The following is a 25,631-nucleotide window of genomic DNA, read 5'->3' on the forward strand; positions in this document are numbered from 1 at the left end:
CCATTTCCATGAGCGTATGATGTTTCTTTCCTCAAGGCGCGGTGTCGGCTGCGCCGTCCTTTTCCTTGGCCTTGCCCTTGCCGCACCGCCGATCGCGGGCGCGAACGCGGCCGAATTCACCGTCGAGCCGCAGATCGTGCAGGAGACGAAGGCCGTCTTCGGCCAGGTCGAAAGCCGCGACGCCGTTTCCGCGCGCGCCCGCATCGGTGGCACCATCCAGGAGATTTCCGTCGACGAGGGCAGCCAGGTGGAGGAAGGCGAGAAGATCGCCGTCATCGTCGACGACAAGCTCGCCATCGAGCGCGATGCCGCCGAGGCGAAGGTGAAGGCGCTCGATTCCCAGCTTGCCAATGCCCGCACGGAGCTCGAACGCGCTCAGCAGCTGCGCACGCGCGGCACGGGAACCCAGGCCCGCCTGGACCAGGCCCAGACTGAGGTCGAGGTGCTGACCAACCAGCTCGTCGCGGCCGAGGCCGATCGCTCGGTGATCGACCAGCGCTCGCGCGAGGGCGATGTGCTCGCCCCCGCTTCTGGGCGCGTCCTCGACGTGCCGGTGACACGCGGCTCCGTCATCCTCGCCGGCGAGGAGATCGCGAAGATCGCCGGTGGCGGCTACTTTCTCCGGCTTTCCCTGCCGGAGCGCCACGCCGCCGAGATCGTCGAGGGCGACACGGTGAAGGTCGGACGGCGCCTTCTGGCGGCCGGCAAGGCGAAGGAGGGCGACAACCTCGCCACCGGCCGCCTCGTCAAGGTCTATCCGGAGATCACCGCCGGCAAGGTGGAGGCCGATGTCGAACTTTCCGACCTTGGCGATTATTTCGTCGGCGAGCGCACGCTCGTCTGGATCCCGGTCGGCCGGCGCGAGGTTCTCGCCGTGCCGCCCGCCGCAATCATCACCCGCCACGGCATCGATTATGTGCGTATTGAGACCGGGGACGGTCCGATCGAGGTCGCCGTCATCCTCGGCGAGAGATTCGAGGGCGAGGCGGGCGAGACGCGCGTCGAGGTCCTCAGCGGTCTGCGCGCCGGAGACAGGGTGCTCGTGCCATGAAGCTCGGCATTGCCGGCGGCCTGACGAAGAGCTTCATTTCCTCTCCGCTGACGCCGCTTCTCCTTCTGGCTTCCTTTGCGCTCGGCCTTGTCGCCCTCGTCACGCTGCCGCGCGAAGAGGAGCCGCAGATCTCCGTGCCGATGGTCGACATCCATGTGCGTGCCGACGGGCTGAAGGCGGAAGATGCCGTCAAGCTCGTCACCGAGCCGCTGGAGACCATCGTCAAGAGCATCGACGGGGTCGAGCACGTCTATTCGCAGACGCAGGACGACGGCACGATGGTCACGGCCCGCTTTGAGGTGGGCACATCGTCGGACGCGGCCATCCTGCGCGTGCATGAAAAGATCCGCGCCAACATGGACCGGATCCCGGTCGGCATTCCCGAGCCGCTCATCGTCGGGCGCGGCATCGACGACGTCGCCATCGTCGTCGTCACCCTTTCGCCGGAGCCCGAGGCGGCCGGCCGCTGGTCCGAGAACGGGCTCACCCGCCTTGCGCGCGAATTGCAGGTGGAGATTTCCAAGCTTCCCGACATCGGCCTCACCTACATCGTCGGTCAGCAGCCCGAGGAGATCCGCGTGGCGCCGGATCCGGAGCGTCTCTCGCTCTACGGCGTCACGCTGCAGCAGCTCTCGGCCAAGCTCGAGGGCGCCAACCGCTCCTTCGAGGCCGGCATGGTCCGCGCCGATGGCGGCAGCCGCGTCCTCGTCGGCGGCCAGACGCTGCAGACGCTGCCGGAGATCGGCAACCTCCTGCTGACGGCGCGCGACGGCCGCCCCGTTTATGTGCGCGACGTCGCCGATATCTCGCTCGCCACCGATCCGAACGAGACGCGGGTCGCCAGCATCGCCAAGACCGAAGACGGGCTCAAATCCGTGCCTGCCGTCTCGCTCGCCATCGCCAAGCGGCCGGGCACCAACGCCGTTGTCATCGCCGACGAGATCGTCCAGCGGCTGGAGCAGGTGCGCGGCCAGATCTTCCCCGAAGACGTGGCGATGAAGATCACCCGCAATTACGGCGAGACGGCCAACGAGAAGGCCAACGAGCTTCTTTTCCATCTCGGCCTTGCGACCATCTCCATCGTCATCCTCGTCGCCATCGCCATCGGCTGGCGCGAGGCGATGGTGGTCGCCGTCGTCATCCCGACGACGATCCTGCTGACCCTCTTCGCCTCGCGGCTGATGGGCTACACGCTCAACCGCGTCAGCCTCTTCGCGCTGATCTTTTCCATCGGCATTCTCGTCGACGACGCCATCGTCGTCATCGAGAACATCGCCCGCCATTGGGCGATGAAGGACGGCCGCTCGCGCAAACAGGCTGCCATCGAGGCGGTCGCGGAGGTCGGCAATCCGACCATCGTGGCAACGCTCACCGTCGTCGCGGCGCTGCTGCCGATGCTGTTCGTCTCCGGCATGATGGGCCCTTACATGAGCCCGATCCCGGCGAACGCTTCCGGCGCGATGGTGTTTTCCTTCTTCGTCGCGGTGATGCTGACGCCCTGGCTGATGGTAAAGCTCGGCCGCAAGGATACCGGCGCCGCGGCCGGCGGCGGCCATCACGAGATCGGCGCGCTCGGCCGCTTCTACGTATTCGTGGCGAAACCCATTCTCGCCTCGCGCTCGCGCGCCTGGGTCTTCCTGATCCTCGTCGGCATCGCCACGCTCGGCTCGCTGTCGCTCTTTTATACCAAGCACGTGACGGTGAAGCTCCTGCCGTTCGACAACAAGACTGAGCTGCAGGTCGTCGTCGATCTTCCTGAGGGCTCCTCGGTGGAAGCGACGAACCGGGCGCTCGACCGGGTGGTGGAGCGCCTTGCGGATATTCCAGAGATCGTCTCCTTCCAGACCTATGCGGGCACGGCCGCGCCGTTCAACTTCAACGGCCTGGTGCGCCACTACTATCTGCGCTCGAGCCCAGAGCAGGGCGACGTGGAGGTGAGCCTCACGCCGAAAGGCGAGCGCGACCGCGCCAGCCACGATGTCGCGCTTGTCATGCGCGATGCGCTTGCCGGCATCGACGTGCCGGAGGGCACGGCCTTGAAGGTGGTGGAGCCGCCTCCCGGCCCGCCGGTTCTGGCAACGCTCCTTGCCGAGATCTACGGCCCGGACGGCGAGACGCGCCGCGCCGTCGCCGAGAAGGTGCGGCAGATTTTCGAGGATGTGCCCTTCATCGTCGATGTCGACGACAGCTACGGCACGCCGGCCGAGCGCACCCGCATCGCGCTCAACGAGGACAATCTGGAGTACTACCGGGTCGAGCAGTTCGACGTCTACGACACGATCGGCGCCCTCTATTCGGGCAATACCGTCGGATATTCGCACCGCGGCGGCGGGCGCCGTCCGATCCCGATCGTCATGTCCCTGCCGAAGGGCGAGAAGGTGATCGACGAGCGCGCCCTTTCGACGCCCGTTCCCGCCAACGCTCTGCCGGGGGCGCGCGACGTCGTCGAGCTCGGCGACGTGGTCACGGTCACGAACGAACGGGCCTCCTATCCGATCTTCCGCCACAACGGCCGCGCCGCCGAGATGATCCAGGCCGAGCTCGCCGGCGAATACGAGGCGCCCGTCTACGGCATGCTCGCTGTCGCCCAGAAGATCGACGAGACCGATTGGGGCGACCTGCCGAAGCCGGAAATCAGGCTGCACGGCCAGCCCGATGACGAGAGCCAGCCGACGCTTCTGTGGGACGGTGAATGGGAAGTGACCTGGGTGACCTTCCGGGACATGGGCGCGGCCTTTGGCGTCGCCATTCTCGGCATTTACATCCTGGTCGTGGCGCAGTTCGGCTCGTTCAAACTGCCGCTCGTCATCCTGACACCGATCCCGCTCACCTTCATCGGCATCATGTTCGGCCACTGGCTGTTCCACGCACCCTTCACGGCCACGTCGATGATCGGATTCATCGCGCTTGCCGGCATCATCGTGCGCAACTCGATCCTGCTGGCCGATTTCATCCGCCACGCTCAGACGGCGGATCCGCAAAGGCCGCTGGTCGAGGTTCTCCTGGAAGCCGGCGCCATCCGCTTCAAGCCGATCCTTCTGACGGCGCTCGCAGCCATGATCGGCGCGGCGGTGATCCTCGCCGATCCGATCTTCCAGGGCCTCGCGATCTCGTTGCTCTTCGGCCTCGCCTCGTCGACGGCGCTGACGGTGCTCGTCATCCCGGCGATCTACGTGGCGCTGAAGGGAACGGGCGGGCGGACGCGGGCAGAAACCTCCGCTTAGACGAAAAAAGGCAGGGGAGGGCGGCGCCCTCCTTTGCGCTATGTCCGGCTCGGGGCGATTTTCCGGCTATTCCGTCTTGCCGGAGGGCTCGGGCGGCTTTGCCGGCGGCCCTTCCTCGTTCTGCAGACGTGCTATCTGGAATGCGAGCGCCAGCCGCTCCCCGTCATCGGCTGAGTGGAAGCGTTCCCTCAGCTCTTTCTCGATGGCGGAGGCGCTCGCCTGCCGCTCCTGTCCTTCGTTGCCCATGCTCGCCTCCCCGACATTCGTGGAGGGTCCGCAAGGTGGCTGCGACGTCACGCGATTTCGCCCCCGGGACCGTGCAAGCATCCTGCAGCAGGTGTCGGCGCAACCGAAGCCGATGTTGAACGAAGGGTTAAGACGCGGGCCGTCTTGGTGGGAAGCGCGAAGCTCACCCCTGTGCCGGGACCCATCGCACGGAACGCGATTCTTTCCCGTCCGCGACGCGCCGGTGAGTTGCAGTTCCGCGGCGTCTTGGCTAGTCGGAGCCTTTGGCGATCACGCCATGTCTTCGCAGCGGCGGATTTTCCCCCTGCACCGAAAGGGGAAATGGCTTGGGGTCAGGGATTCGCGCCGCTGAGATGCGGCTCTTCGGCTGGCCGCTGGCTTCGCTTCTTTCATCTCTCGGTCTTGCGTTGGCGACGATCGTTCTGCCGGTCGCGGCGATCTTCTCGACGCGCTCCTCGGTGCTCCTCCTCTCTCTTGCGAGCGCGAGCCTGCTTCTGGGGCGCATGATGCGGCCCGGTGGAACGGCCGAGGTGGTGCAGGAGGCGGGCTCTCTGCTGCGCGCCCCGCTCACCCTCACGCTGATCGCCTTCGTGATCGCTGCCTTCGCCAGTGCGGGCTGGGCCGCCTATCCCTCGACCACGCTGCAATACGCCGTCCGTCTCCTGGGCAACGTTGTCCTCGGTATCGCTTTCGCGCTCGCCATCAGCGGCGAGAGCCGCGAGCGCGTCCTCCGCTTCCTTCTCGTTGGCCTCGCACTCGCCCTGCCGCTGCTCCTCAACGAGCTCCGCGGCTACCCCCTTCGGCCGCTGCTCGGGGCACGTCCGGGCGCAGATGCGATCAATCGCACGGTGCTGAACACGGGAATGTTCGCCACGACCTCTGTCGTGCTCGCTTTCGTCGGTCGGAAATACCGGCTGCCTGCCAGCGTCTTCTGTGCCGTGGCGGCATTGCTCGCCTTCGTCTCGCCGTCGCAATCTTCCGCCCTCTACTGGGTTGCGGCGGGTCTGGCACTGCCTGTTGCGATCCTCTTCCCGCGCGTCGCCGCGAGGGCGCTCGCTGCCGCCAGTGTTGCGCTCGTGATGCTCTTTCCCTTCTTTGTCATTCACTTGGGAAACGTGCTCAAGGCCATTCTGTCCAACAGTGGCAGCGGTTTCGTGCGCGAGAGCAACGCGCTGGCGCGACTGGAGATCTGGTCGCAAGCCGCTCCCGCGATCCTGGACCGGTTTTTCCTCGGCTGGGGATTTGCCGCGGAACGACCGTCGAACCTGCCAATCCCGGAGACTGGCCTGACCGGTCCGATCGGCCAGGGCCATCCGCACGACCTCGCCATCCAGGTCTGGCTCGATCTCGGCCTTCTCGGCTTCGTGCTCGTCGCGGCCGTCTTTCTGGCGACGGCCCGACTGTTTTTGAAGTCTGATCCGGAGCGGCTGCCGGGTGCGGTCGCGCTCGCGGCGGGCGTCTTCGCCGTCTGGATGGTCAGCCACGGCGCCTACCAGGAATGGTGGCTGGCGCTGATCTCCATCGTCTTCTGTCTTCTCCTCAGGACGTCCGACGGCGTTCGCAAAGGCCTGGCAGGAACCGGTCGATAGCGCCCGTGCGCAGGCTCGCCCAAGCGCCGAGCGCGGTGCCATAGGCAAGCAGGAGAGCGAGGATAGGGGCAGGGCGTGCCAGGAAGGCCAGCCCGATATCAAGCGCCATCAGCGCCGCCAGCACCATTACGACCTCGTCGTGCCGCCAGCCGCGCCGCACCGCCTTCTGGTAGGCGTGCTGGCTGTGGGCGAGCCAGACCTTCTCGCCGCGCGCCGCGCGCAGGGCAAGCGTCAGACCCGTATCGGTGAGGTAGTAGGCGGGCAGGACGAGCGCCGGCGCGAGATCTCCGCCGAGCGCCAGGGCCAGCAGAAGCGCCGCCAGCATGAAGCCGAGGAAGACGGCGCCGACATCGCCGAGGAAGATCGAGGCCGGGTGCCAGTTGAAGGCGAGGAAGCCGAGCGAGCCGCCGATGACGATGAGGGCGAGGGCCGGCATCGCCTGCGGCAGCGACAGGAGGATGACGCCGAGAGAAAGCCCGATCGCCGTCATGCCCGTGATCCCGTCGATCCCGTCCATGAAGTTCATGGCATTGATGAAGGAAAGCAGGAACAGGAAGGCAAGACCCCGCTCGACCGCGAGCGGCAGGAGGCCGGCCGAAAAGCTTGCGTCGGGCGGGATCGCGGCGACGGCGAGCGCCACGAGAAGGCATTGCATGACAAGGCGCGGCGCCGCCCGAAGGCTGGTGAAGTCGTCCACCGCCGCGACGAGGGCGAGCGCGAGCCCGGCGAGAAAGAAGGCGGGTGCGGCTCCCTGCGGCAGGCCGGAGGGCAGGCCGGCGAGGAGGCAGGCTGCGAAGGGCAGCACGATGCCGGGCACAAGGGCGAGCCCGGCTCCGCGCGGCACCGGCAGGGCATGGTTGGTGCGCTCGCCCGGGTGATCCATCACGCCCCGGCGCGCGAGCCACGGGCGCAGCAGCCGGATGCCGACAAGAGTTACGAGAAAGGCGGAGGCCGCCATGGCGAGGAGCATGCCCATCTTGAATGGTCAGTCGTCCTCAGTGGGGCGCGCGCTCGTGCAGCGCCCGGATATTGGTATGCCCGGCCGGCGGCGCGGAGGGGCCGTGGCGGAGCATGTTGGCGCATTCGTCTGCTTCACCCCGGCGGGCGACGGCTTCGAGATGAGTGAGAAACTCGCGCAGCGCTGCCCCGTCGGCGAGCGGGGCGCTGGCGGCGAGAATGCCGGCAGCTGGCGTTTCCAGCACTTCCTCATTGGTGCCGACGAGATCCTCATGCAGCTTTTCGCCCGGCCTGAGCCCGGTGAAGGCAATCTTGACGTCGATGTCGGGCCGCTTGCCGGAAAGGCGGATGATGTTGCGGGCAAGGTCGGCGATCTTCACGGGCTGGCCCATGTCGAGCAGAAATATCTGTCCGCCGGTGTGGCTCCCGAAACCGTAGGCGGAGGCCTGCAGCACGAGCTGCGCCGCCTCGCTCGGTGTCATGAAGTAGCGCGTCACCTCCGCGTGGGTGACGGTAAGGGGACCGCCCGCGCGCAGCTGCTCCTCGAAGAGCGGCACGACCGAGCCGCGCGAGCCGAGGACGTTGCCGAAGCGCACGATCATAAGGCGCGTCGTCGACTGCTCCCGGTCGAGAAGCTGGCAGTAGCGCTCGGCCAGGGCTTTGGTGAGGCCGAGGATGTTATGCGGGTTCGCAGCCTTGTCCGTCGAGATCATGATGACGGCGCTGGCGCCCGTTTCGCAGGCAGCGTCGGCGACGTTGCGGGTGCCGAACACATTGGAAAGCACCGCCTCGACCGGGTTGTTTTCCAGGATCGGCACATGTTTCAGCGCCGCCGCGTGGAAGACGAGCTCCGGCCGATGCAGCTCGAACGCCTTCAGCAGCGCGTCGCGGTCGCGGATGTCGCAGAGAACCGGGTAGATCTGCACGTGCGGCGCAGCCGTCTGCCGCAGCCGCCTGTCGATCTCGTAGAGATTGTGCTCGCTGTTTTCCAAAAGGATGATCCGCGAGGCGCCGAAGCGGGAGATTTGATCGACCAGCTCGGAGCCGATTGAGCCCCCCGCGCCCGTGACCAGGATCGAGCGCCCCGCAATCAGCCGGCTGATGCCGGCCTCGTCGAGGCGGATCGGCGGGCGCCCGAGAAGATGCTCCAGCCGCACCGCTTCCGGCTGCGAGGCGGCCCCCGAGGCCTCCAGCTCCTGCAGGTCCGGCAGCCGGTTGACGATGAGACCGGCCTGAGACGCGGCCTCCACCAGCGCTTGCAGCACTTCCGGGCTCATTCTCGCCCGCGTCGCCACGATCCGGCTCGGAGGGGTCGGGCCCTTCCTCAGCTGCTTCATGTATTCCGGCAGGTCTTCAACCAGCGCCGCGACCGGCACGCCATGCAGCTGGCGTCCGAGATGCTTCGGGTTCGACTCGATGATCGCCGAAATGAGAAAGCGTCTCTCGCGATCGCGCCGGATCGTGCGGATGAAGACGTCGGCCTCGTCCGAAAAGCCGTAGAGGAGGACGGGCTCGGCAACGTTGTGCTGGGTCGGCTTGATCGGGCGCGCATCCCGGTAGAGCCGGTAGGCCATGCGCGAAGAGCCCAATGTGACGATCGCCACGAACCATGTGATGATCAGAACGGATCTTGGAAGAAACCCGATCCTTTGAATGATGAAGATGACGATCAGGAACAACAGGATCGAGACGGAAACCGCCTTCACCACGCCGTACATGTCCCGAATGGACACGTAGCGCCATGAGCCGAGATGCAGGCGGAAATACGGAAAGACCGCTAAACAAACGGCCGCAAAGAGAGAGGAAAGCAACAGAAGTTGAGGCGCGTCGGCTTCAAGATCAGACACGCCCATGCGAAGCTCGTACGCGAACACAAACGACAGCGTTGCCAGTCCGACATCGTGCGAGTAGATAATAAAGCTGCGCGCGGTGCCTGAGATCCGGCTCAACATCGTGGTGCTTCTCGTTTGTTCACAGAGGCGATAAGTCGCTCACGGTTAGCGAAAACGCTGACCGGCTATGGCGTCGTTCCCGTCCAAAGTCAATTTGGAAGGCGGCTTTTTGGTGGCTCATCCCCGCCCGGATCCCTGCCGTGGCATGGCCCCCGTACCTCCGGTTTCGAGCCGCTTCCGACCTCTTTTGCCTGCCGCTCTTGCGGCCTGACGGGGGCAGGGGCGCCGCTTGCGCCGAAGCGCTCGTCACGGCGCAGGAGACTGCTGACGCATATCAGCAAGCCGAGGAGCGCCCAGAAGAGTTCGAGGCGCATGAAGTCCTGGGCGAGCGCGGCGACGGCAATCGAAACGACGCTGACGCATGTCGCGGCCGAGAAGACGAAGATCGGCGTCCGCCGGAACCTGACAAAAATGTCCCGGGCGCTTCGCAGGATGACAAATCCGATCAAGCCGAGGCAAAGCAGGCCGGGAACGCCCATCTCGGCAAAGACCGTGAGTGCCGTGTTATGCGCGCGCCATCCCATCGGCGTGAGGAACGGCATCGTCCCGAGCCCGTAGCCGATGGGAAAGCTCTCGATACCCAAGAGAAAGGCATGCAGCCAAAGGCGCCTGCGGGCATCGTCGATCGGCAGCGAGGAGATGATGTCGCTCATCTCCTTGACGAGGGGCAAGGTGTGCTCTGCGACGAGCGGATCGTCCTTCTTGCGAAACTGCAGGTCCTGATAGGGGTTGCGATAGACCCCTTTTGAGCCTTCGTCGCCCAGCAGACGGCGAAAATAGGCGTCTCCGTCGTTGCGCTCGGTGAAGGTCGGCATCTCGAGCGGGCGGTTGAGCGGGCACGGCAGATCCCGCCACAACATCGATGGTGCCGCCGCCACGATCGCCAGGCAGAGGGTCCCCAGGACGATCGCGCTGCGCGATCTCAGGAGGAGGGCGACGCCGAGGCTGGCGCTTGCCGCCAGCCCCGCAATGGCGATGCCGGAGCGCGATCCGCTCGCTATGACCGCGGCGGAAATGCCGACCAGGAGCAGAACGCTCAGATACGACTTCGTGCGCGGCTGGACCAACGAGAAGAGCACGAAGGGAATGAAGCTCGCCCCGGCGACGGCGAAGACGTTCGGGTCCGCAGACATCCCGGAAAGCCGCATCCCCGGTCCGGAGAGGGTCGTCAGCTCGTAGGAAGGCGGAAAGCAGCCCAGCGTGGTCACAGACCCCGCAGCTGCGCCGGCGAGATAGACCAGTATTCCGGCGAGGATCGCACGGCCGATCATCACCACCTGGCCTGGTTTCTCCACGAGAGCGATCGGGACGAAAAGGAAGGCGGTCATCGACAGAATGCCGATGTACTCGGCGACCGGCAGCTTCCAGGAAATATCCGTCTTGCTGAGAATGCCGGCGATCACCGCGACCAGCCCGCTCACAGCGAGCAGTCCGGCAAGCGCGAGGACCTCGATCGGCTGGCCCCTGAACAACCGGCCACGCAGGAGCAGGCCGGCGAAGCTGCCCATGATGAGATAGGAGGAAGGGGCGGACGTAATCCCGTGGGGAATGGCGATGTTCAAGCCGACCGAGCACAGGGCGACGGCAAGAAGATATCCTTCCCACGGCCTGGCGATGGCGAGCGCCAGGAGGCCGAGCAGCAGGACATGCGCGATCCAGCCTGCGGTCGGCTCTCCCAAGAGCGCATTTGCCGACATGATGGAGAGGAAGGCGAGCCCGGCCACCGCCGTTGCCGCGAGGGACAGGCGGACCGGCGACAGGGTCAGGTCCTGTGCCATCAGTCGACCTGCCTGGGCGTGGGAACGGGGCCGTCGGCGCTCTGCGGCGAGCGCTGCCTTCCGATGCCCCGAAATGGCGCGCATGTCGGAAATTCGGATGCGGTCGACGCGGTGCGCCAATGCCTTCGACCGGCCCCGCTATCGCTCATCGCCTCTCTGGAACCCTCGCCGATGGTGAAGGACGCCTCGCGAAGGCTGGCGGTCGGCAGCGGCCTGCGTGAAGCGGCGTGGCCGTATGGCGTAAACGTATGTTGCATGCTTCCCGCGTAAGCCGCGCGCCAGCCTTTTTTGAGAATTCAACAAGCTCGCAACTTGCGAGTGCGCCTCAGGACAGCGGGTGCATACCAGAAAGCGATTCTGGCCCAACCTTATGGCTGCCTCGTCGTCCCGGCAAGGGATACCGCCGGCACTCGAACGGTTCTCACTGGCTCCGTTGCAAGCTTGCCGCAGATTGTGGCGTGCCGGTGCCGACCGCAGTGTCGGAAGATATCCGCCCGATCAGGACGCCGATCGGAGGGCCGTAGGACGTGACGGTCTGGACGTAGGCCGGATAGGCGCCTTGCTCGGCGATGAGCAGGATGTTCTGCGCATCGAGCCCCTCCTCGCGCATGATGTCCAACGGGGGCTTCCACAGATACCCGCCGAGCCGACCGATATAGCGGATGCGGCCGGATTGGAGGCTTTCGGGCGCGGAAGGCGGAACGCCGCGCAGCGAGTTGTGGTAGGCATAGAGGACCTGGGCGCGCTCGGGATAATAGGCGTTCGCGACGAGAACGATGTTCTGCGGCGAAGCCGCCAGATGCGCGTCGATTGCCGCATTGGTGCCAGCGAGCGCCGTCTCGATTCGCTCCACGATTATGTTCTTGGCGCTGAAGCCCTGGACGAGGCTGGCGATTCCGAGCGGTAGCGCCACGGCGGTCAGCGCCAGCGCGGTCCTGCGGCCTGGCGCCAGGGCGAGCGCCGCGGCAGCCATGACGACAGGCGCCGTCACCCCGAGCCAGATGTATCTCCCGTCGATCCCGAAGTGTGTCGGTTCATAGGGGACCGGAAAGCCGAAGGGCCATCCGCTCACGGCATGCATCGTGAGGACGATCAGGACCGCAAGTAGACCGGGCCCCCGCAGACCGGACGCCCAGGATCGTCTCGGCATCGCAAGGCTGAGGACGAAGCCCGCCAGCCCCCCGAAGTATCCCAGGGCGATGAAGAGGAAGCCATGCGTGCCGTCCGCAAGGCTTGTCCAGGCGATTTGCGGAAACAAGGACGGCAGACCCGGCCGGGAATAGTCGGAGCTCGCGACGAGCGCCGCGCGGCCGAAAGCGAAGACGAGCACGTTACCGCTGATCAGCCAGCCGAGAAGAATGGCGCCCCAGGGCTCGGTGATCTCCGGTGAGAGCCGCTGATAGAGGAACCAGAACACCAGCACGGCGACGATGGCCGATCCGCAGAACGCGATTGTCGCGAGGACATCGTGGGCATCCGCAAAATCGAAGAAGTACGGCCGGCCGGGAGCGAGCGTTATCGCAATGCCGATGATGACGCTGGTCAGCAGGATACCGCCCGCGAGAGGGAAAGCGCCATCCCAAAGGCTGGAAGGCCGGCGGACCGCAAAGCCGGCCCACGGCCTTCGCGCGAGCGGCAGGAAAGCGGAGGGCCGGGCCAGCACGAAGGCGAGAGCCCCGGCGATGATGAGCGTCGCCACCCCGAAATTGTTCGCCAGCGCAAAGCCGACACCCATCAGGGACATGCCTTCGAACCAGCGGAGGGCGCCGCCTGCCGGGACGGCCAGCCGGAGAGCGAGGGCGAACATGCCGGGCACCAGAAGGGCGATGAGCGACACGTAGGGGTTGGAGTGGTTCCACCCCGTCTGCACCATCGGGATCGCGGCTGCGATCAGACCGAAAGCGAGCGCTGCCCAGCTCGGCGCCTTCCTGTCGGCGAGCAGGAAGGCGAGCAGGAGCCCCGCCCAGATGAAGCTGGCGAGGTTGAAGACCGCCCAGGAATTGTAGAATGGGGCGAGGTCGGTCACCGGGCTCGGCATGAACCAGGCAATCGCCGCCGAAAGCTGCCCGAAAGTCCATGCCGGCCAGGCAAAATAGGTGAAGGGGATGTCGTTGAGCCATCCGAGGCCGAGGCTAAACAGCCCGGAATAGTCGCCGAGATGGTCGTCGGGTCCGCGCTTGAGGACGAGAAGGTCGCCGAGCGCGCTCGCCGCGAATGGGAGGCAGAAAAAGCCAGTCGCGGCAGGAATGTAGCCCGCGCCAAGTCGATCCGACCTGCTTGCCATGGATCCTTTTCCGCCCGGCCGGCGCCGCACCGCCGCCTAGCCGAGGATGCGCTTCTTGAAATACGCGATGGTGCGGCCGAGTCCCTCTTCGAGACCGGTCTTGGGCTTCCACCCGAGTTGCTGCTCCGCCTGCGAGATATCGGGCCGTCGCTGGCGCGGATCGTCCTGCGGCAGCGGGCCTGTCACGAGTTCGGAGCGCGACCCGGTTAGCCTGATGATGGTCTCTGCAAGCTCCCGGATGGTGATCTCGGTGGGGTTGCCGATATTGATCGGACCGCAGACCCCTTTCGGCGCGTCGATGAAGGACAGCAGCGCCTCGACCAGATCGTCGATATAGCAGAACGAGCGGGTATGTTCGCCACTACCGTATATGGTGATGGGCTGGTTATTGAGCGCCTGCACGATGAAGTTCGAAACGACGCGGCCGTCGAATACGCCCATGCGAGGGCCGTAAGTATTGAATATGCGCGCGACTTTGATGTCGACATTGTGCTGGCGCTTGTAGTCGAAGAACAGCGTCTCCGCGCAGCGCTTTCCCTCGTCGTAGCAGGAGCGCGGCCCGATCGGATTGACGTTGCCCCAATATTCCTCCGACTGCGGGTGCACGGCCGGATCGCCGTAGATTTCGCTGGTGGATGACTGCAGGATCGGCACCTTCAGGCGCTTGGCCAGACCGAGCGTGTTGATGGCCCCGATGACCGAGGTCTTGGTCGTCTGCACCGGGTCGCGCTGGTAATGGATCGGCGAGGCGGGGCATGCCAGATTGAAGATCTGGTCGATCTCCACGTAGAGCGGAAAGCAGATGTCGTGCCGCATGAACTCAAAGCGCGGCTCGTTGACAAGATGGTCCAGGTTTTGCTTGTCGCCCGTGTAGAGATTGTCGACGCACAGGACTTCGTGCCCCCGCTCGAGCAGTGCGTCGACGAGATGCGAGCCGATAAATCCGGCGCCGCCGGTTACAAGGATGCGTTTGCGAGTTAGCACGACCGAGGACCCAGCGTTCAGAAGGGCGCAATCTCTAGCGGCTCGTAACCGCGGAAGGAAGGGTCGGGAGAGCGAATTGTGGCCGCTCCAGATTGCTTGACAATGGCCCCCGCGATGGTAACGCCAAGAGGTTCCTTTTTGTCCGCACGTTCACATTAGCGGCGCATGCTCATGTCAGAAGCGTCCCCCGACGTCATGAATTCTCCCAATGAAAGCAGCGCCGAGGACTTCCCGGAGGATTGGTACGCCTACGCCGGCGAATCGCATTTCTGGATGAGGTGGCGGTTCGAGGTCCTGCTGCAGCAATTGCGGTCACTGCGCGTCGATCCGGCGAAGAGTTTGCGCGCCTTCGACATCGGCTGTGGGCACGGCGTCGTGCAGACCCAGCTCGCCGGCGCGACCGGTTGGACCACCGACGGATGCGAGCTGAACCGCCCGTCGCTGGACCTCAACAGGAACCCGCGCGGAACCTCTTTCCGCTACAACATTCACGATCGCCGGCCGAGCCTGGAGGGGGCCTACGACGCCGTCATCCTGTTCGACGTCATCGAGCACATCGAGGAGCCGGTCGAGTTTCTCCGGTCGGCTATCTGGCATCTCAAGCCAGGCGGCATGGTCCTCGTGAACGTCCCCGCGCTTCAGTCGCTCTTCAGCAGGTACGACACGGAGGCCGGACATTTCCGACGCTACGACAAGCACATGCTGCGCTCGCAGCTCGAGGCTGCCGGCCTCGAGCCGGCCGATCTGCGCTACTGGGGCCTTTCGCTCGTGCCGGTCCTGTGGGTGCGCAAGCAGGTGATCTCGCGTGCCGGCTCGGCGGAGGAGGTGATGCGTCTCGGGTTCCGTCCGCCCTCCGCTTCGGTCAACGCCGCCTTCGAGGTGCTGGGAAAGGCCGAGCGGGCACTTTTTCGCACGCCGCCCGTCGGCACATCCCTGATGGCGGCGGCCTTCAAGCCGACGGAAGGTGCAACCGCGCGATGAGCCGCATCCTGGTTACCGGCGGCGCCGGTTACGTCGGCAGCCATGTCTGCAAGGCGCTTCATGCCCACGGGCACGAGCCTGTGGCGATCGACAACCTGAGCGAAGGACATGACTGGGCGGTAAAATGGGGCCCGTTGGTGCGCGGCGACATTGCCGATGGCGAATTCGTTCGCCGCACCATCCGCGAGCATGACATCGAGGGGGTGATCCACATGGCCTCGCTCGCCTATGTGGGCGAGTCGGTGAAGGATCCGGGCAAGTACTGGTTCAACAATGTCGGAAACGCCGCCCGGCTGTTCGACGCTCTGGCAGCCGAGGGCGTGCGCGACGTCGTGTTCTCCAGTTCCTGCGCCATCTACGGGGTGCCGGAGCGGCTCCCCATCACCGAGGATCTGCCGCCGCGTCCGATCAACCCTTATGGGCACACCAAGCTGGTGATCGAGGCGATGCTGGCCGACTTTGCGGCCGCGCACGGGCTGCGCTCGGTGAGCCTTCGCTACTTCAACGCGGCCGGCGCCGATCCGGATGGAGAGATCGGCGAGGACCACGACCCCGAGCCGCACCTCATCCCGAACATCCTTGCCGCTGCCGCGGGGTATCGCCCGGCGATCGACATTCTCGGCGACGATTACAACACGCCCGACGGAACCTGCGTGCGCGACTTCGTACATGTGACGGATCTTGCCGCCGCCCATGTCGCGGCCCTTGCCTATCTGCGCGAAGGCGGAGCCTCGCGCTCCTTCAACCTCGGAACGGGAGAGGGAAGAAGCGTGCGTCAGGTCATCGATGCGGTCGAGCGCGTCACCGGCAGGCCGGTTCCGCAAAGGGTCGGGCCCCGACGGCCGGGCGACCCGCCGGCTCTGGTGGCGGATCCCGGAATGGCGCGCGAAGTGCTCGGCTTCGCCACGCCCCATAGCGATCTCGATACGCTCGTTGCGACCGCCTGGCGCTGGTATCAGGCGCACTTTGCGGCGCGTGCGGATTCCCGCCGGGCCGCGCAATAGGAGTTCTTCGCCGATGCCGCATCCCCGCAGCCTCGACAGCGACGACTTCCTGCTGAGCGTCGTCGTTCCCTGCTACAACGAGCAGGAGGTCCTTCCCCTTACCCATGCCCGCTTGCTTGAGGCCTTCGGCGCGGCGCCCTTCCGCTTTCAGATTGTCTATGTCAACGACGGCAGCCGCGATGCGACCGGCGCGATGCTGGAGGAATATGCCGCCGCCGATACGCGGGTGAAGGCCGTCATCCTCTCGCGCAATTTCGGCCACCAGGCGGCGGTCTCGGCAGGTCTTGCGCATGCCGACGGCGATGCGATCGGCATCATCGACGCCGACCTGCAGGACCCGCCGGAGGTCATCCTCGCCATGCTGGACAAGTGGCGCGCCGGCTATGACGTCATCTATGGCGTGCGCCGCAAGCGCAAGGAGAGCCTGTTCAAGCGCACGGCCTATACGCTCTTCTACCGGATTTTCCGCTCCGTGGCGGAAGTGGACATGCCGCTCGATGCCGGCGATTTCTGCCTGATGGACCGCCATGTCCTCGACGTCCTGAACGATCTGCCGGAATCGGAGCGCTATCTGCGCGGGCTGCGGGCATGGGTCGGCTTCAGCCAGACCGCGCTGGAATACGAGCGCGCCGTGCGGGCGGCCGGCGTGACCAAATATCCCTTCCGCAAGCTGGTGAAGCTGGCGGCCGATGGTATCTTCAGCTTCTCCACGGCGCCGCTCACGCTGGTTTTCTACGCCGGGCTGATCACGGCCGCGATCGCGGTGGCGGGCCTCATCTTCACCTTCGTGCAGCGTGTCTTCGACATCACCGTATTCGGCGTGGCGCCGACGGATATCCCGGGCTTCACCGCGCTCGCCCTCATGATCCTCTTTCTCGGCGCCGTGCAGATGCTCTCGGTCGGCATCCTCGGCGAGTATATCGGGCGCATCTTCGTGGAGGTGAAGCGCCGCCCGACGTACATCGTGCGCACCATCGAGCGGACGGCGGAAGGCGGGACGGCGGGGCCGAAGGTGGTCGAGGCCGGGCGCGAGCCTCAGGCCGAGAGCCGCAAATAGACTACGTCGTGCATCGGCCCCCGGCGCAGGTCGCTGTGGGTGATCTCTCCGGCGCCGGCGGCGATGCCCGTCAGATGGGCGAGCTTTCGGGGATATTCGCCGCGATCCATGCGAAACCAGATCGTCTTGAAGAGTTGCGCCGCGCTGTCGGGCAGCACCGCATCGATGACGTTCACGAAGCCGCCCGGCTTCGTCACCCGGACCGCTTCCTTCAACATCGCCGCGAGCTGTTCGTCGGTGAGGTGGTGGGTCGTGGCGATGGAGACGACGTTGTCGAAGCTGTCGTCCTCGAAGGTGAGGTTCGCCCCGTCCATAACGAGGAAGGTGCCCTCCAGCTTCTCCGAGCACATCCGGATGTAGTCCGGATTGATGTCGATACCGACATAATCGGCGGAAAAGAGGGGCCGGTAGTTGCCGGTTCCGCAGCCGAGGTCGAGCACGCGACCTCCGTCGGCAAGTCGGACATTCTCATGGAAGAGCGCCCGGATCCGGTCCGTGGTCGGCCGGTTGACCTGCTGGATGAGATTGTAGCCCGCCGGGGATTCAAGGAGCGCGTAAAGAGGGGAGAGGACCTGCTTCATGGAAAAAAGAGCTCTCTTTGGCGCTTGGGGTCGGGCAGGCGGGAGAATATCCAGGACCGCTGGATGACAAAGGTGAGGAGAGCGATGAAGACCAGCGCTCCACCCTGCACCCAGAGGTAACTGATGCCCAAGAGCGCGGGCACAAACGCCATGACGGCTGCGTTCAGGCACAGGAAGCCGGCGTTCAGCGCCAGGTAGCGCGGCGCGGCCGAGCGATGGTTCTCGCTCGACCGGTAGGTCCAGCTGTGATGCATGAGGTAGTTGAAGAGAAGCGATCCGAGATAGCTGACGACGGCCGCGATCCAGGGTGCCGCGCCGAGCCCTTCCACCATCCCGAGCAGGAGGGAGAGATAGATGCCGAGAGTGAGGGAGCCGACCAGGATGTATCGGGCAAGCTGCGCCTGCCACTTTGCTGGCTGCATGACCCCTCCTCGAAGCTGATGCGGCCGTTCTATCTGATCCTGCGACGGAGGCAAGCCAGCGGTTGCGGCGAGCGCACCCAGCTCTCAGGGCCTGCGGGGGACCCGCACACGCGAGCCGGAACAACGCCGCGCCCGGGGCGCGAGCGAGCCGGCAGGGACGTGCGGAAGCCGCGGGGCACCTTGCGATCGAGGGCCGAAGGTGATCGTGCGAGTTGACCGCGGCAGGCGAGTGAATATAGGCCTCCCGAGCGCCGGACCGCTTCTTCTCCCCGGCGAAGCTGGCCTCACCTGCATGCGCGGCGACAGGAAACCAAGGTGACTGATAGAATTTGTCTCTCCGTGATCGGCCTCGGCTATGTCGGCCTGCCGGTCGCCGTCGCCTTCGCCCGCAAGGGCTATGAGGTCGTGGCGTTCGACATCGACAGGGGCCGCGTCAGGGACCTTGCCGCCGGAAGGGACCGCAATGGCGAGGTGACGGGCGTGGATCTCGCACTCCCGACGCTCGCGATCACCGACGATGCCGATTCCCTTCAAAGGGCCGCCATCCACATCATCACGGTGCCGACGCCGATCACCCCTTCGCGCCAGCCGGATTTCGGCCCGCTGCGCTCCGCATCGCGGATGGTCGGGCAGCATCTGAAACAGGGCGATGTCGTCGTCTACGAATCGACCGTTTATCCGGGCGCGACCGAAGAGGTCTGCGTGCCGATCCTCGAAGAGGAGAGCGGGCTTGTGTTCGGCTCCGGCTTTTCCGTCGGCTATTCGCCCGAGCGCATCAATCCCGGCGATCAGTCCCACCGCTTCGAGACGATCGCCAAGGTCGTCTCCGCCTCCGACGCGCAGACGCTCGACCTTCTCTCCGATCTCTACGGCTCGGTCCTGACGGCGAAGGTGCACCGCGCCCCCTCGATCCAGGTCGCGGAGGCGGCGAAGGTGATCGAGAACACCCAGCGCGATCTCAACATCGCGCTGATGAACGAACTGGCGCTGATCTTCGACCGGCTCGGCCTGCGCACCGCCGACGTTCTGGCGGCCGCGCGCACCAAGTGGAATTTCATCGACTTCACGCCGGGCCTCGTGGGCGGCCACTGCATCGGCGTCGACCCCTATTATCTGACGGCCAAGGCGGAGGAGGTCGGGCACCACCCAGAAGTCATCCTTGCCGGCCGCCGCACCAACGATGGTATGGGGGCCTTCATTGCCCGCAAGGCCGTCAAATTGATGATTGGCCAGGGCTTCCGGGTCCGCGACACCAGGATCGGCATCTTCGGCCTGACCTTCAAGGAGAACGTCTCGGACCTGCGCAACAGCCGCGTGCCGGACATCGTGGCGGAACTGCGCGAATACGGCATCGAGCCCCTTGTGCATGATCCTGTGGCAGATGCCGACATTGCCCGCCACGAATACGGCATCTCGCTTTGCGACATGGAGGCGATGACCGGCCTCGACGCTCTGGTCTTCGCCGTGCCGCATGCCGTCTATCTGGAAGATGACGGCGCCAGACTCTTCCGCCTGATGAATGACGGCGGCGTCGTGCTGGACGTGAAATCCCGTCTGAAGACCTGTCCCGACAATCTCCTCTACTGGAGTCTGTGACGCGGTCGGGGTCCGCACGAGAGATCGGAAGAAGCCGTCATGACAGAAGCAAGCGCCGCCGGAACCGCCGCTCTCCGATCGGAGGACGAGGTATCTTTCAAAGCCCTGACGGGCCGGCGGATCGTCGTCATTTGCCAGGGATTGCCCCATCCCTCGCGCGGGGCGAGCCGCGTTCTTTTCTACTACTATGTCGAAGGGCTGCTGGAAGCCGGTGTGAAGGTCACTCTCCTCGTTCTGGACGAGGGCGCTTCCCCGCCGGAAGAGCGGGACGTCGAAAGCCTGCGTGAGATGCTTGCCGCACGCGGCGAGATCGAGATCCGGCGGGTTCCGGGCTTTCCCCTCCTTCGCCACGGCCTTTTCGGCCTTTCGCCGGAAGAGGGCGTCGCACGCAAGGTCGAGGAAGCGGTCGGCGAGGCGGGAGGCGATCTCGCCCTGATTTTCGACTGGCAGGCAGCGGCGGTGGCACAGGATCTGGAAATCCCGCGCGTCGTATGGCTCGGCGACCTGCAGTTCGAGACCCTCTACTACCATACGAAATTCGCGATGGAGGAGGGGAGCCGCCGCTACGATCGGCGCCTGCTGCTTCCTTTGCGTATGGCGCAACTCAAGCGGTTCTACGCGAGGATCCTCGCCGGCGCCTCGATCATCGTTTCATCGAAATCCTCCGAGGAGCGGATGGCGGCCCTCGGACTGAGATCGGCCTATCTTCCCTATCCCTGGCCCCCTCTGCCGCAGCCCGATCCGAGGCCGGAAAAGGCGGCAACGCCGAGTTTCCTCTTTAGCGGCACCCTCCAGGCGCTGGGCAGTCGCGCAGCCTTCCACGCTCTTTTCCGCGACGTCTATCCGAGACTGAAGGAAGCGTTCGGCGCCGGCGGATTCGCGGTTCTTATTACCGGGCTCGGGGAGCTTCCGGGCTGGGTGGCGGCCGAAGTCGAGAAGCGGCCGGAGATTCGCCATCTCGGCTATGTCGACGATCTTGCTGCCGTCATGGCGACGGCGACGGCCTTCATGGCACCGATCGATGTGCCGGTCGGAAATCGCAGCCGCATCCTCACCTGCATGGCGGCCGGCCTTCCCGTCGTCGCCCATCCGTACACGGCACTCGGCAATCCGCTTCTGCGCGACGGCGAGACATGCCTGCTCGCATCGACGCCTGACGATTTCGTTTCGCGCCTCGTCGCACTCAGCCGGGATTCCGATCTGGCGGAGGCGCTGTCCCGGCGCGCCGAACAGGCCTACGCAGCCCATCATTTCCCGGGGGTGGCGAGCGCGCTGCTCGTTCAGTACTTGTCAGGCACCCTATCCAAAGGATAGCGAGTGCTGGCCTTTCGCAGCAGCATTTCGGAGCAGATATGACCGCCTTGCACGATATTTCCGTGGGCCCCATCGAGGCGTGCCAGATTTGCGGGTCCCGCAATATTGAGCCCGTCGTCGATCTTGGCCACCAGGCTCCCTGTGATTCGCTGCTGACGCCGTCTCAGCTTCGGGAGGCGGAATCGACCTATCCCCTGCGGCTGGTGCGCTGCATCGATTGCAGCCTGGCCCAGATCGACTACGCGGTCGCTCCGGAAGTTCTTTTCCACAGGGAGTATCCCTATCGCAGCGGCATCACCGAGACGCTGCGCAACAATCTGCGTTCGACGGCCTTCTCCATCATCGACCGCTTCGGCCTCTCCGAAGGCAGTCTCGCCATCGACCTTGGCTCCAACGACGGGACGCTTCTCTCCGGTTTCAAGGACCGGGGGATGCGCGTGCTCGGCGTCGAGCCCACGGACATCGCCGAGATTGCGAGAGAGGCGGGGATCGACACCCGCCAGGCCTTCTTCTGCGAAGAGGTCGGGCGGGAGATCGCAGCAGAACGCGGCAAGGCCGCGGTCGTCACCGCGGCGAACATGTTCGCGCATGTTGCCCAGCTCGGCAGCCTCATCCGCGGCGTCGAGCATATGCTCCAGCCCGGCGGCCTCTTCGTGACGGAATCGCACTACCTGCTCGATCTCCTCAAGACGGTGCAATACGATTCCATCTATCACGAGCACCTGAAGTACTACTCGCTGAAAACGATCCTGAAGCTCTTCGAGTACTACGATTTCACCGTGGTCGACGTGGAGCGCATCGAGAATTACGGCGGCTCCATTCGTGTCTACGCCATGCTCGGCCGGGGTCACGAAGCCAAACCCAGCGTGGCGGCGATGCTGGCGGAGGAGCAGCTTGCAAGACTTGAGGATGCGTCGACCTACGAAGCGTTTGCAGGTCGCGTGAGAAAATCGCGGGTCGACCTGCAGATGCTCATTCTGGAAGCGATGGCGAACGGTCATCCGGTTCCGGGAATCGGATGCCCCGGCAGGGCGAGTACGCTCATCAGTTACTGCGGGCTCGACGCGCAGGCCGTGCCCTACATCGCAGAGCAGTCGACCTCGCTGAAGCTCGGCCTTCATCTGCCCGGCAAGCACATACCCATCGTCGACGAGGCCCGGCTGCTGGAAGAGCAGCCGCCTAAGGCGCTGATGCTGAGCTGGCACTACTGGCGCCCGATCGTGCGCAACATGCGCAGGAAGGGCCTGAAATCGCAGATCATCGTGCCCTTGCCGGATGTGACGGTCGCTGAGGAATGACGGCTGAGCGCCTTCGAGTGGCGGTGATCGGAACCGGCTATGGCGCGGCGGTGCATGTTCCTGCGATCATGGCGAGGCCCGATCTGGCTCTGGCGAGCGTGACGGACAACGGCTCGGGCAGGGCGGCACAGATCGCCTCTTGCGGAGCCGCGGCCTTCAACGACTGGCGCGCAGCGCTCGACCATCTTGAGGGCGGGGCGGCGGTGATTGCGGTGCCGCCTGCGGCCCAGAAAGAAATTGCCGTTGCTGCGGCGAAGCGGGGGATCGCCCTCCTTTGCGAGAAGCCGGTCGGGCGCGACCTGGCCGAATGCACGGCGGTCAGGGCGGCAGCCGAGGCCAGCCGAAGCGTGGCTGCGACCGGCTTTCAGTTCCGCTTCGAACCCGGCATCCTGCGCCTCAGGAAGTCGATAGAGACGGGGGGCCTCGGAAAGCTGCGCGAGATCGAGGTGCAGTGGCACACGGCCGGCCGCGCCGATCCTGCCCGCCCGATGAGCTGGAATTACCGGAGCGAATCCGGCGGCGGCATACTCCTGTCGCACATGACGCACATCCTCGATCTCCTCTCCTGGCTCGGGGCCGGAAGAGTGGAGAGGATCGACGGCCGGCTCGCAACGCGGGTTGCCGAGCGTCCGGGGACTGGCGGGGCGATGGAGAGCGCCAGCGCAGAAGATTTCGCTGCGGCCTGGATGCGAACGGATCGCGGCGTCGGCGTCTACGCCTCGATCGGCAACAGCCAGAGAGGCGGTCGCGGCCTGCGCATAACGGTCCTTGGCGAGCTCGGCACGGCGGTCTTCGAACACACGGCGCCCTTTGCTCCTTCCGACCAGACGCTGGAGATACACGCCGACGGCAAGAAAGACCTCTGGCGGGGAGAGGGCGAGGCGGATGACACCCGCCTTGCCGCGGGAGCCCTTCTCCTCGACCGCTTCGTTGCAGCGGTCCGTGGAGAGGTGGTTACGGACCTTCCCACGGTGGAAGATGCGTGCCATGTCCACGCCGCGCTGGAACGCCTCCGCCGCGCCATCTCCGAACCGGGCTTGCCCGATTGACCGACAGCTAGGCTATCCCGTGAGGGCCATATGACCATCCGCGACTCCGCAAAAGCGTTTCTGCACAGCCTGCCGCCTTCCCTGCAGGGCCCGGCACGCTGGGCCGGCGACTGGCTGCGCTATCCGCCAGGGTCCTCCGAGCGGCGCAAGATCGACTGGGTGAGGCGCGTCTACACGCCCTACGGGCGGCAGCAGCGCGTCTCCATCATGCTCGACATTGCGCGTTTCGCCACGATCAATCGTCCGATCGAAGGCTACTACTTCGAGTTCGGCTCCCACGAGGCGAACACCATGCGGATGGCGTGGGACGCGTTCCATCATCTCTATGGCTGGCACTTCGTGGCCTTCGATTCCTTCGAGGGGCTGCCGGATATCTCGGCGATCGACCGGCAGGCGATCTGGGGCAAGGGCCGGCTGAAGACGGCCGAAGAATCGTTCCTGACGATCTGCCACCGACACGGCATCGCGCGCGACCGGCTGACCACGGTGAAGGGCTTTTACGACGACACCCTGACCCCGGAGCTGAAGCGGAGCTTCCAGCCGAAAAAGGCGGCCGTCGTCTACGTCGACTGCGACCTTTACAAGTCGACGGTGCCTGTCCTCGACTTCATCAAGGATTTCCTGCAGCCCGGGACCATCATCGTCTTCGACGACTGGAACTGCTTCTACGGCGACCCCGAGCGTGGCGAGCGGCGCGCCTGGGCCGAGTTCCTGTCGGCAAATCCCGAGCTTCGGTTCGAGCCCTTCGTCTCGACCGGCATGCAGATGTCTTTCATCCATCTCGGGCCATCGATTGAGGAGGAAGGCGCTGGCGCGTGATCCTTCTGGCGGCGCTTCGTGATCGCTTTGCCGGCCGCGTCCTCTCGCTAGCCGGGGCGAGCTTTCTTCAGGCCCTGCTTTCCATTGCCCTCTTTCCGCTTGCGACGCGGATTCTGGGCGCCGCCGATTTCGGCGTCTATGCGCTGATGATGTCGGTGGTGACGCTTGCCACCGCTCTGGCGGACGGCGGCGCCGGACTGGCCCTCCCGGCCCATTACGGCCCGCTGGAGAGGGAGCAGCGCGGGCGACTGCTCGCCACCTTCTTTTCCGTCTCGGGCGTTCTGTCGGTGGGCCTGGCGATCGTGCTGATGCTCGCCTGGCCGTGGCGCGGCCTCCTCTCGCCCGATCTCGGCGACAATCTTTCCTTCATGATCGCTCTTCTCTGCGCCCTGCTCATCCCTCTGAGGGCGGCCGGGGTCGTGGCGACCACGACATTCTCCGTCTCCGGGCGGGGAGCGGCGATTGCCGGACAGATATGCGCCCAGGCGCTCGCCACCTTCTGTGGCACGCTCGCCGGTCTCTTCGTCCTGCGGCTCGGCGTGGTTTCGCTCTTCTTCGGGGCGGTTTGCGGAGCCTTCGCCAATGTCGCGACCGCCGCCCTGCTGCTCGGGCAGGAACCCTGGCGGCGCCCGGCGAGGCGCTGGCTCGCCGTCGCCCTCGCCAATGCGCCCACGGCCGCCTTTGCAGGTCTCGTCGACGGCGTGCGCGCGGTGGCAGAGAACGCGCTCATCGGCCGTTCGGCGTCGCTGAGAGCCATCGGCTACTACGCGCATGCGAAACTCTACTATTCGCTCGCCCTGATGGGCACCAACGCCGTTGCGCACAATATGTGGGCGCCCTCGCTCGGCGAGGCCCGGCAGCCGGAACCGGCCTTCCCGCAGACCGGGCAGATCTGGTCGCTCGTCCATATGGTTGTCGCCCTGGCCGGCATCGGCACCGTCGTGTTCGGCGACCTGGTGATCTCGGTCCTCACCAACGACACGCTGACGCCCGCCGCCCGTTTCCTGCCGTGGCTGTTCATCATCCTGCTGGTGCATCTGTCCGGACGGTCCGCGCTGGCGCTTCTCTTCGCGGAAGGGCTCGGCGCGGAAATCACGCGAAGGCGCGCGGCCATCGCCCTTGCCGCCCTTGCGGCCCTGCCGCTGATCGTCGCCGATTTCGCCGGCATCGGCCTCGATCTCGGCATTCCCGGCGTGCTTCTGGTGCTCTTTGCCGAAGCGCTGATCTACCGGCTTTACCTGCGCTACCGCTCCAGCGCCTTCGGCACCCTGCCGTTTCAGGACGGCTGGGCGCTTGCCGGCGTCATCGCGATCGCCGGGTTCGCCGGCTGGCGGGAGATGCTGGAGCCGCCGTTGTGGGCGCTTGTTCTTGCCTTTCTGGGCTTTGTCGCCGTGTCTCTACCCCTGATTGTTTTTCGCGCCCTCGGATTGAAGAAAAGATGGTGA

Annotated in this window: 19 protein-coding genes and 1 pseudogene; 12 read left to right on the top strand and 8 right to left on the bottom strand. The window is 65.5% G+C overall.

Annotation, left to right across the window (positions count from 1 at the left end; genetic code table 11):
• Positions 1 to 19 precede the first annotated feature (19 nt).
• Entirely contained in the window at positions 20 to 1,051 is a 1,032-nt protein-coding gene (locus CLD20_RS13260; RefSeq protein ID WP_224407126.1) for an efflux RND transporter periplasmic adaptor subunit, read from the top strand.
• Positions 1,048 to 4,221, top strand: a pseudogene (locus CLD20_RS13265) (efflux RND transporter permease subunit); the annotation flags it as partial. The gene CLD20_RS13260 and the pseudogene CLD20_RS13265, both read left to right, overlap by 4 nt.
• A 120-nt stretch (positions 4,222 to 4,341) precedes the next feature.
• Here the strand turns inward: CLD20_RS13265 and CLD20_RS13270 are convergent.
• On the bottom strand, positions 4,342 to 4,521 hold the full coding sequence (locus CLD20_RS13270) for a hypothetical protein (protein ID WP_224407128.1): 180 nt from the start codon (positions 4,519 to 4,521) through the stop codon (positions 4,342 to 4,344).
• A gap of 407 nt (positions 4,522 to 4,928) precedes the next feature.
• On the opposite strand from CLD20_RS13270, the gene CLD20_RS13275 reads away from it, so the two are divergent.
• Complete coding sequence (locus CLD20_RS13275) at positions 4,929 to 6,110, top strand: O-antigen ligase (protein WP_224407129.1); 1,182 nt, start codon at positions 4,929 to 4,931, stop codon at positions 6,108 to 6,110.
• Here CLD20_RS13275 and CLD20_RS13280 read toward each other — a convergent pair.
• From CLD20_RS13280 to CLD20_RS13300, 5 genes are all read right to left on the bottom strand, one after another.
• Entirely contained in the window at positions 6,061 to 7,086 is a 1,026-nt protein-coding gene (locus tag CLD20_RS13280; protein WP_224407130.1) for a glycosyl transferase, read from the bottom strand. The two genes, CLD20_RS13275 and CLD20_RS13280, sit on opposite strands and share 50 nt — an antisense overlap.
• A 19-nt stretch (positions 7,087 to 7,105) precedes the next feature.
• Positions 7,106 to 8,914, bottom strand: coding sequence for a nucleoside-diphosphate sugar epimerase/dehydratase (locus CLD20_RS13285; protein ID WP_224407131.1), 1,809 nt, complete (start codon positions 8,912 to 8,914; stop codon positions 7,106 to 7,108).
• Positions 8,915 to 9,108: 194 nt separating this feature from the next.
• On the bottom strand, positions 9,109 to 10,797 hold the full coding sequence (locus tag CLD20_RS13290; protein ID WP_224407132.1) for an O-antigen ligase: 1,689 nt from the start codon (positions 10,795 to 10,797) through the stop codon (positions 9,109 to 9,111).
• 421 nt (positions 10,798 to 11,218) lie between these two features.
• The gene (locus CLD20_RS13295; RefSeq protein ID WP_224407133.1) at positions 11,219 to 13,081 is read right to left on the bottom strand and encodes a hypothetical protein; all 1,863 of its coding nucleotides are present in this window, start codon (positions 13,079 to 13,081) and stop codon (positions 11,219 to 11,221) included.
• Positions 13,082 to 13,117: 36 nt separating this feature from the next.
• Positions 13,118 to 14,065 (bottom strand): UDP-glucuronic acid decarboxylase family protein, encoded by a 948-nt coding sequence (locus tag CLD20_RS13300; RefSeq protein WP_224407134.1) that lies wholly within the window; start codon positions 14,063 to 14,065, stop codon positions 13,118 to 13,120.
• Positions 14,066 to 14,236: 171 nt separating this feature from the next.
• Here CLD20_RS13300 and CLD20_RS13305 point away from each other — a divergent pair, with 171 nt between their 5' ends.
• The 3 genes from CLD20_RS13305 to CLD20_RS13315 are packed head-to-tail and all read left to right on the top strand — an operon-like array spanning position 14,237 to position 17,107.
• Positions 14,237 to 15,046: a bifunctional 2-polyprenyl-6-hydroxyphenol methylase/3-demethylubiquinol 3-O-methyltransferase UbiG gene (locus CLD20_RS13305; RefSeq protein ID WP_224407135.1), complete on the top strand. Its 810-nt coding sequence runs from the start codon at positions 14,237 to 14,239 to the stop codon at positions 15,044 to 15,046.
• The gene (gene galE / locus CLD20_RS13310; RefSeq protein WP_224407136.1) at positions 15,043 to 16,050 is read left to right on the top strand and encodes a UDP-glucose 4-epimerase GalE; all 1,008 of its coding nucleotides are present in this window, start codon (positions 15,043 to 15,045) and stop codon (positions 16,048 to 16,050) included. The genes CLD20_RS13305 and galE overlap by 4 nt, the downstream gene beginning before the upstream one ends.
• Before the next feature lie 13 nt (positions 16,051 to 16,063).
• A complete protein-coding gene (locus CLD20_RS13315) occupies positions 16,064 to 17,107 on the top strand; it encodes a glycosyltransferase family 2 protein (RefSeq protein ID WP_224407137.1) in 1,044 nt (347 codons plus the stop codon).
• Here the strand turns inward: CLD20_RS13315 and CLD20_RS13320 are convergent.
• On the bottom strand, positions 17,086 to 17,688 hold the full coding sequence (locus tag CLD20_RS13320; RefSeq protein ID WP_224407138.1) for a methyltransferase domain-containing protein: 603 nt from the start codon (positions 17,686 to 17,688) through the stop codon (positions 17,086 to 17,088). The genes CLD20_RS13315 and CLD20_RS13320 overlap by 22 nt on opposite strands.
• A complete protein-coding gene (locus tag CLD20_RS13325; RefSeq protein ID WP_224407139.1) occupies positions 17,685 to 18,110 on the bottom strand; it encodes a GtrA family protein in 426 nt (141 codons plus the stop codon). Before CLD20_RS13325 ends, CLD20_RS13320 begins: the two co-directional genes overlap by 4 nt.
• 315 nt (positions 18,111 to 18,425) lie before the next feature.
• Between CLD20_RS13325 and CLD20_RS13330 the strand changes: the two genes are divergently transcribed.
• The 6 genes from CLD20_RS13330 to CLD20_RS13355 are packed head-to-tail and all read left to right on the top strand — an operon-like array spanning position 18,426 to position 25,631.
• Positions 18,426 to 19,706 carry a nucleotide sugar dehydrogenase gene (locus CLD20_RS13330; protein ID WP_224407140.1) on the top strand — a complete coding sequence of 427 codons (1,281 nt, stop codon included), beginning with the start codon at positions 18,426 to 18,428 and terminating at the stop codon, positions 19,704 to 19,706.
• Between the two features lie 39 nt (positions 19,707 to 19,745).
• Complete coding sequence (locus tag CLD20_RS13335) at positions 19,746 to 21,020, top strand: glycosyltransferase (protein ID WP_224407141.1); 1,275 nt, start codon at positions 19,746 to 19,748, stop codon at positions 21,018 to 21,020.
• Positions 21,021 to 21,058: 38 nt separating this feature from the next.
• Positions 21,059 to 22,318 carry a class I SAM-dependent methyltransferase gene (locus tag CLD20_RS13340; protein WP_224407142.1) on the top strand — a complete coding sequence of 420 codons (1,260 nt, stop codon included), beginning with the start codon at positions 21,059 to 21,061 and terminating at the stop codon, positions 22,316 to 22,318.
• Positions 22,319 to 22,335: 17 nt separating this feature from the next.
• Positions 22,336 to 23,367 carry a Gfo/Idh/MocA family protein gene (locus CLD20_RS13345; RefSeq protein ID WP_370636886.1) on the top strand — a complete coding sequence of 344 codons (1,032 nt, stop codon included), beginning with the start codon at positions 22,336 to 22,338 and terminating at the stop codon, positions 23,365 to 23,367.
• A gap of 30 nt (positions 23,368 to 23,397) precedes the next feature.
• On the top strand, positions 23,398 to 24,186 hold the full coding sequence (locus CLD20_RS13350; RefSeq protein ID WP_224407144.1) for a class I SAM-dependent methyltransferase: 789 nt from the start codon (positions 23,398 to 23,400) through the stop codon (positions 24,184 to 24,186).
• A complete protein-coding gene (locus CLD20_RS13355) occupies positions 24,183 to 25,631 on the top strand; it encodes an oligosaccharide flippase family protein (RefSeq protein WP_224407145.1) in 1,449 nt (482 codons plus the stop codon). The genes CLD20_RS13350 and CLD20_RS13355 overlap by 4 nt, the downstream gene beginning before the upstream one ends.

It is taken from the genome of Afifella sp. IM 167 (genome assembly GCF_020144925.1).
In the GTDB taxonomy this organism is placed as follows: domain Bacteria; phylum Pseudomonadota; class Alphaproteobacteria; order Rhizobiales; family Afifellaceae; genus Afifella.

What these genes read in the sequence shown, in the direction of transcription:
- CLD20_RS13260 (WP_224407126.1), top strand. Translation starts at nt 20, where the DNA reads ATGTTTCTTTCCTCAAGGCGCGGTGTCGGCTGCGCCGTCCTTTTCCTT.
- CLD20_RS13270 (WP_224407128.1), bottom strand. Translation starts at nt 4,521, where the DNA reads ATGGGCAACGAAGGACAGGAGCGGCAGGCGAGCGCCTCCGCCATCGAG.
- CLD20_RS13280 (WP_224407130.1), bottom strand. Translation starts at nt 7,086, where the DNA reads ATGGGCATGCTCCTCGCCATGGCGGCCTCCGCCTTTCTCGTAACTCTT.
- CLD20_RS13290 (WP_224407132.1), bottom strand. Translation starts at nt 10,797, where the DNA reads ATGGCACAGGACCTGACCCTGTCGCCGGTCCGCCTGTCCCTCGCGGCA.
- CLD20_RS13295 (WP_224407133.1), bottom strand. Translation starts at nt 13,081, where the DNA reads ATGGCAAGCAGGTCGGATCGACTTGGCGCGGGCTACATTCCTGCCGCG.
- CLD20_RS13305 (WP_224407135.1), top strand. Translation starts at nt 14,237, where the DNA reads ATGTCAGAAGCGTCCCCCGACGTCATGAATTCTCCCAATGAAAGCAGC.
- galE (WP_224407136.1), top strand. Translation starts at nt 15,043, where the DNA reads ATGAGCCGCATCCTGGTTACCGGCGGCGCCGGTTACGTCGGCAGCCAT.
- CLD20_RS13315 (WP_224407137.1), top strand. Translation starts at nt 16,064, where the DNA reads ATGCCGCATCCCCGCAGCCTCGACAGCGACGACTTCCTGCTGAGCGTC.
- CLD20_RS13320 (WP_224407138.1), bottom strand. Translation starts at nt 17,688, where the DNA reads ATGAAGCAGGTCCTCTCCCCTCTTTACGCGCTCCTTGAATCCCCGGCG.
- CLD20_RS13325 (WP_224407139.1), bottom strand. Translation starts at nt 18,110, where the DNA reads ATGCAGCCAGCAAAGTGGCAGGCGCAGCTTGCCCGATACATCCTGGTC.
- CLD20_RS13335 (WP_224407141.1), top strand. Translation starts at nt 19,746, where the DNA reads ATGACAGAAGCAAGCGCCGCCGGAACCGCCGCTCTCCGATCGGAGGAC.
- CLD20_RS13340 (WP_224407142.1), top strand. Translation starts at nt 21,059, where the DNA reads ATGACCGCCTTGCACGATATTTCCGTGGGCCCCATCGAGGCGTGCCAG.
- CLD20_RS13350 (WP_224407144.1), top strand. Translation starts at nt 23,398, where the DNA reads ATGACCATCCGCGACTCCGCAAAAGCGTTTCTGCACAGCCTGCCGCCT.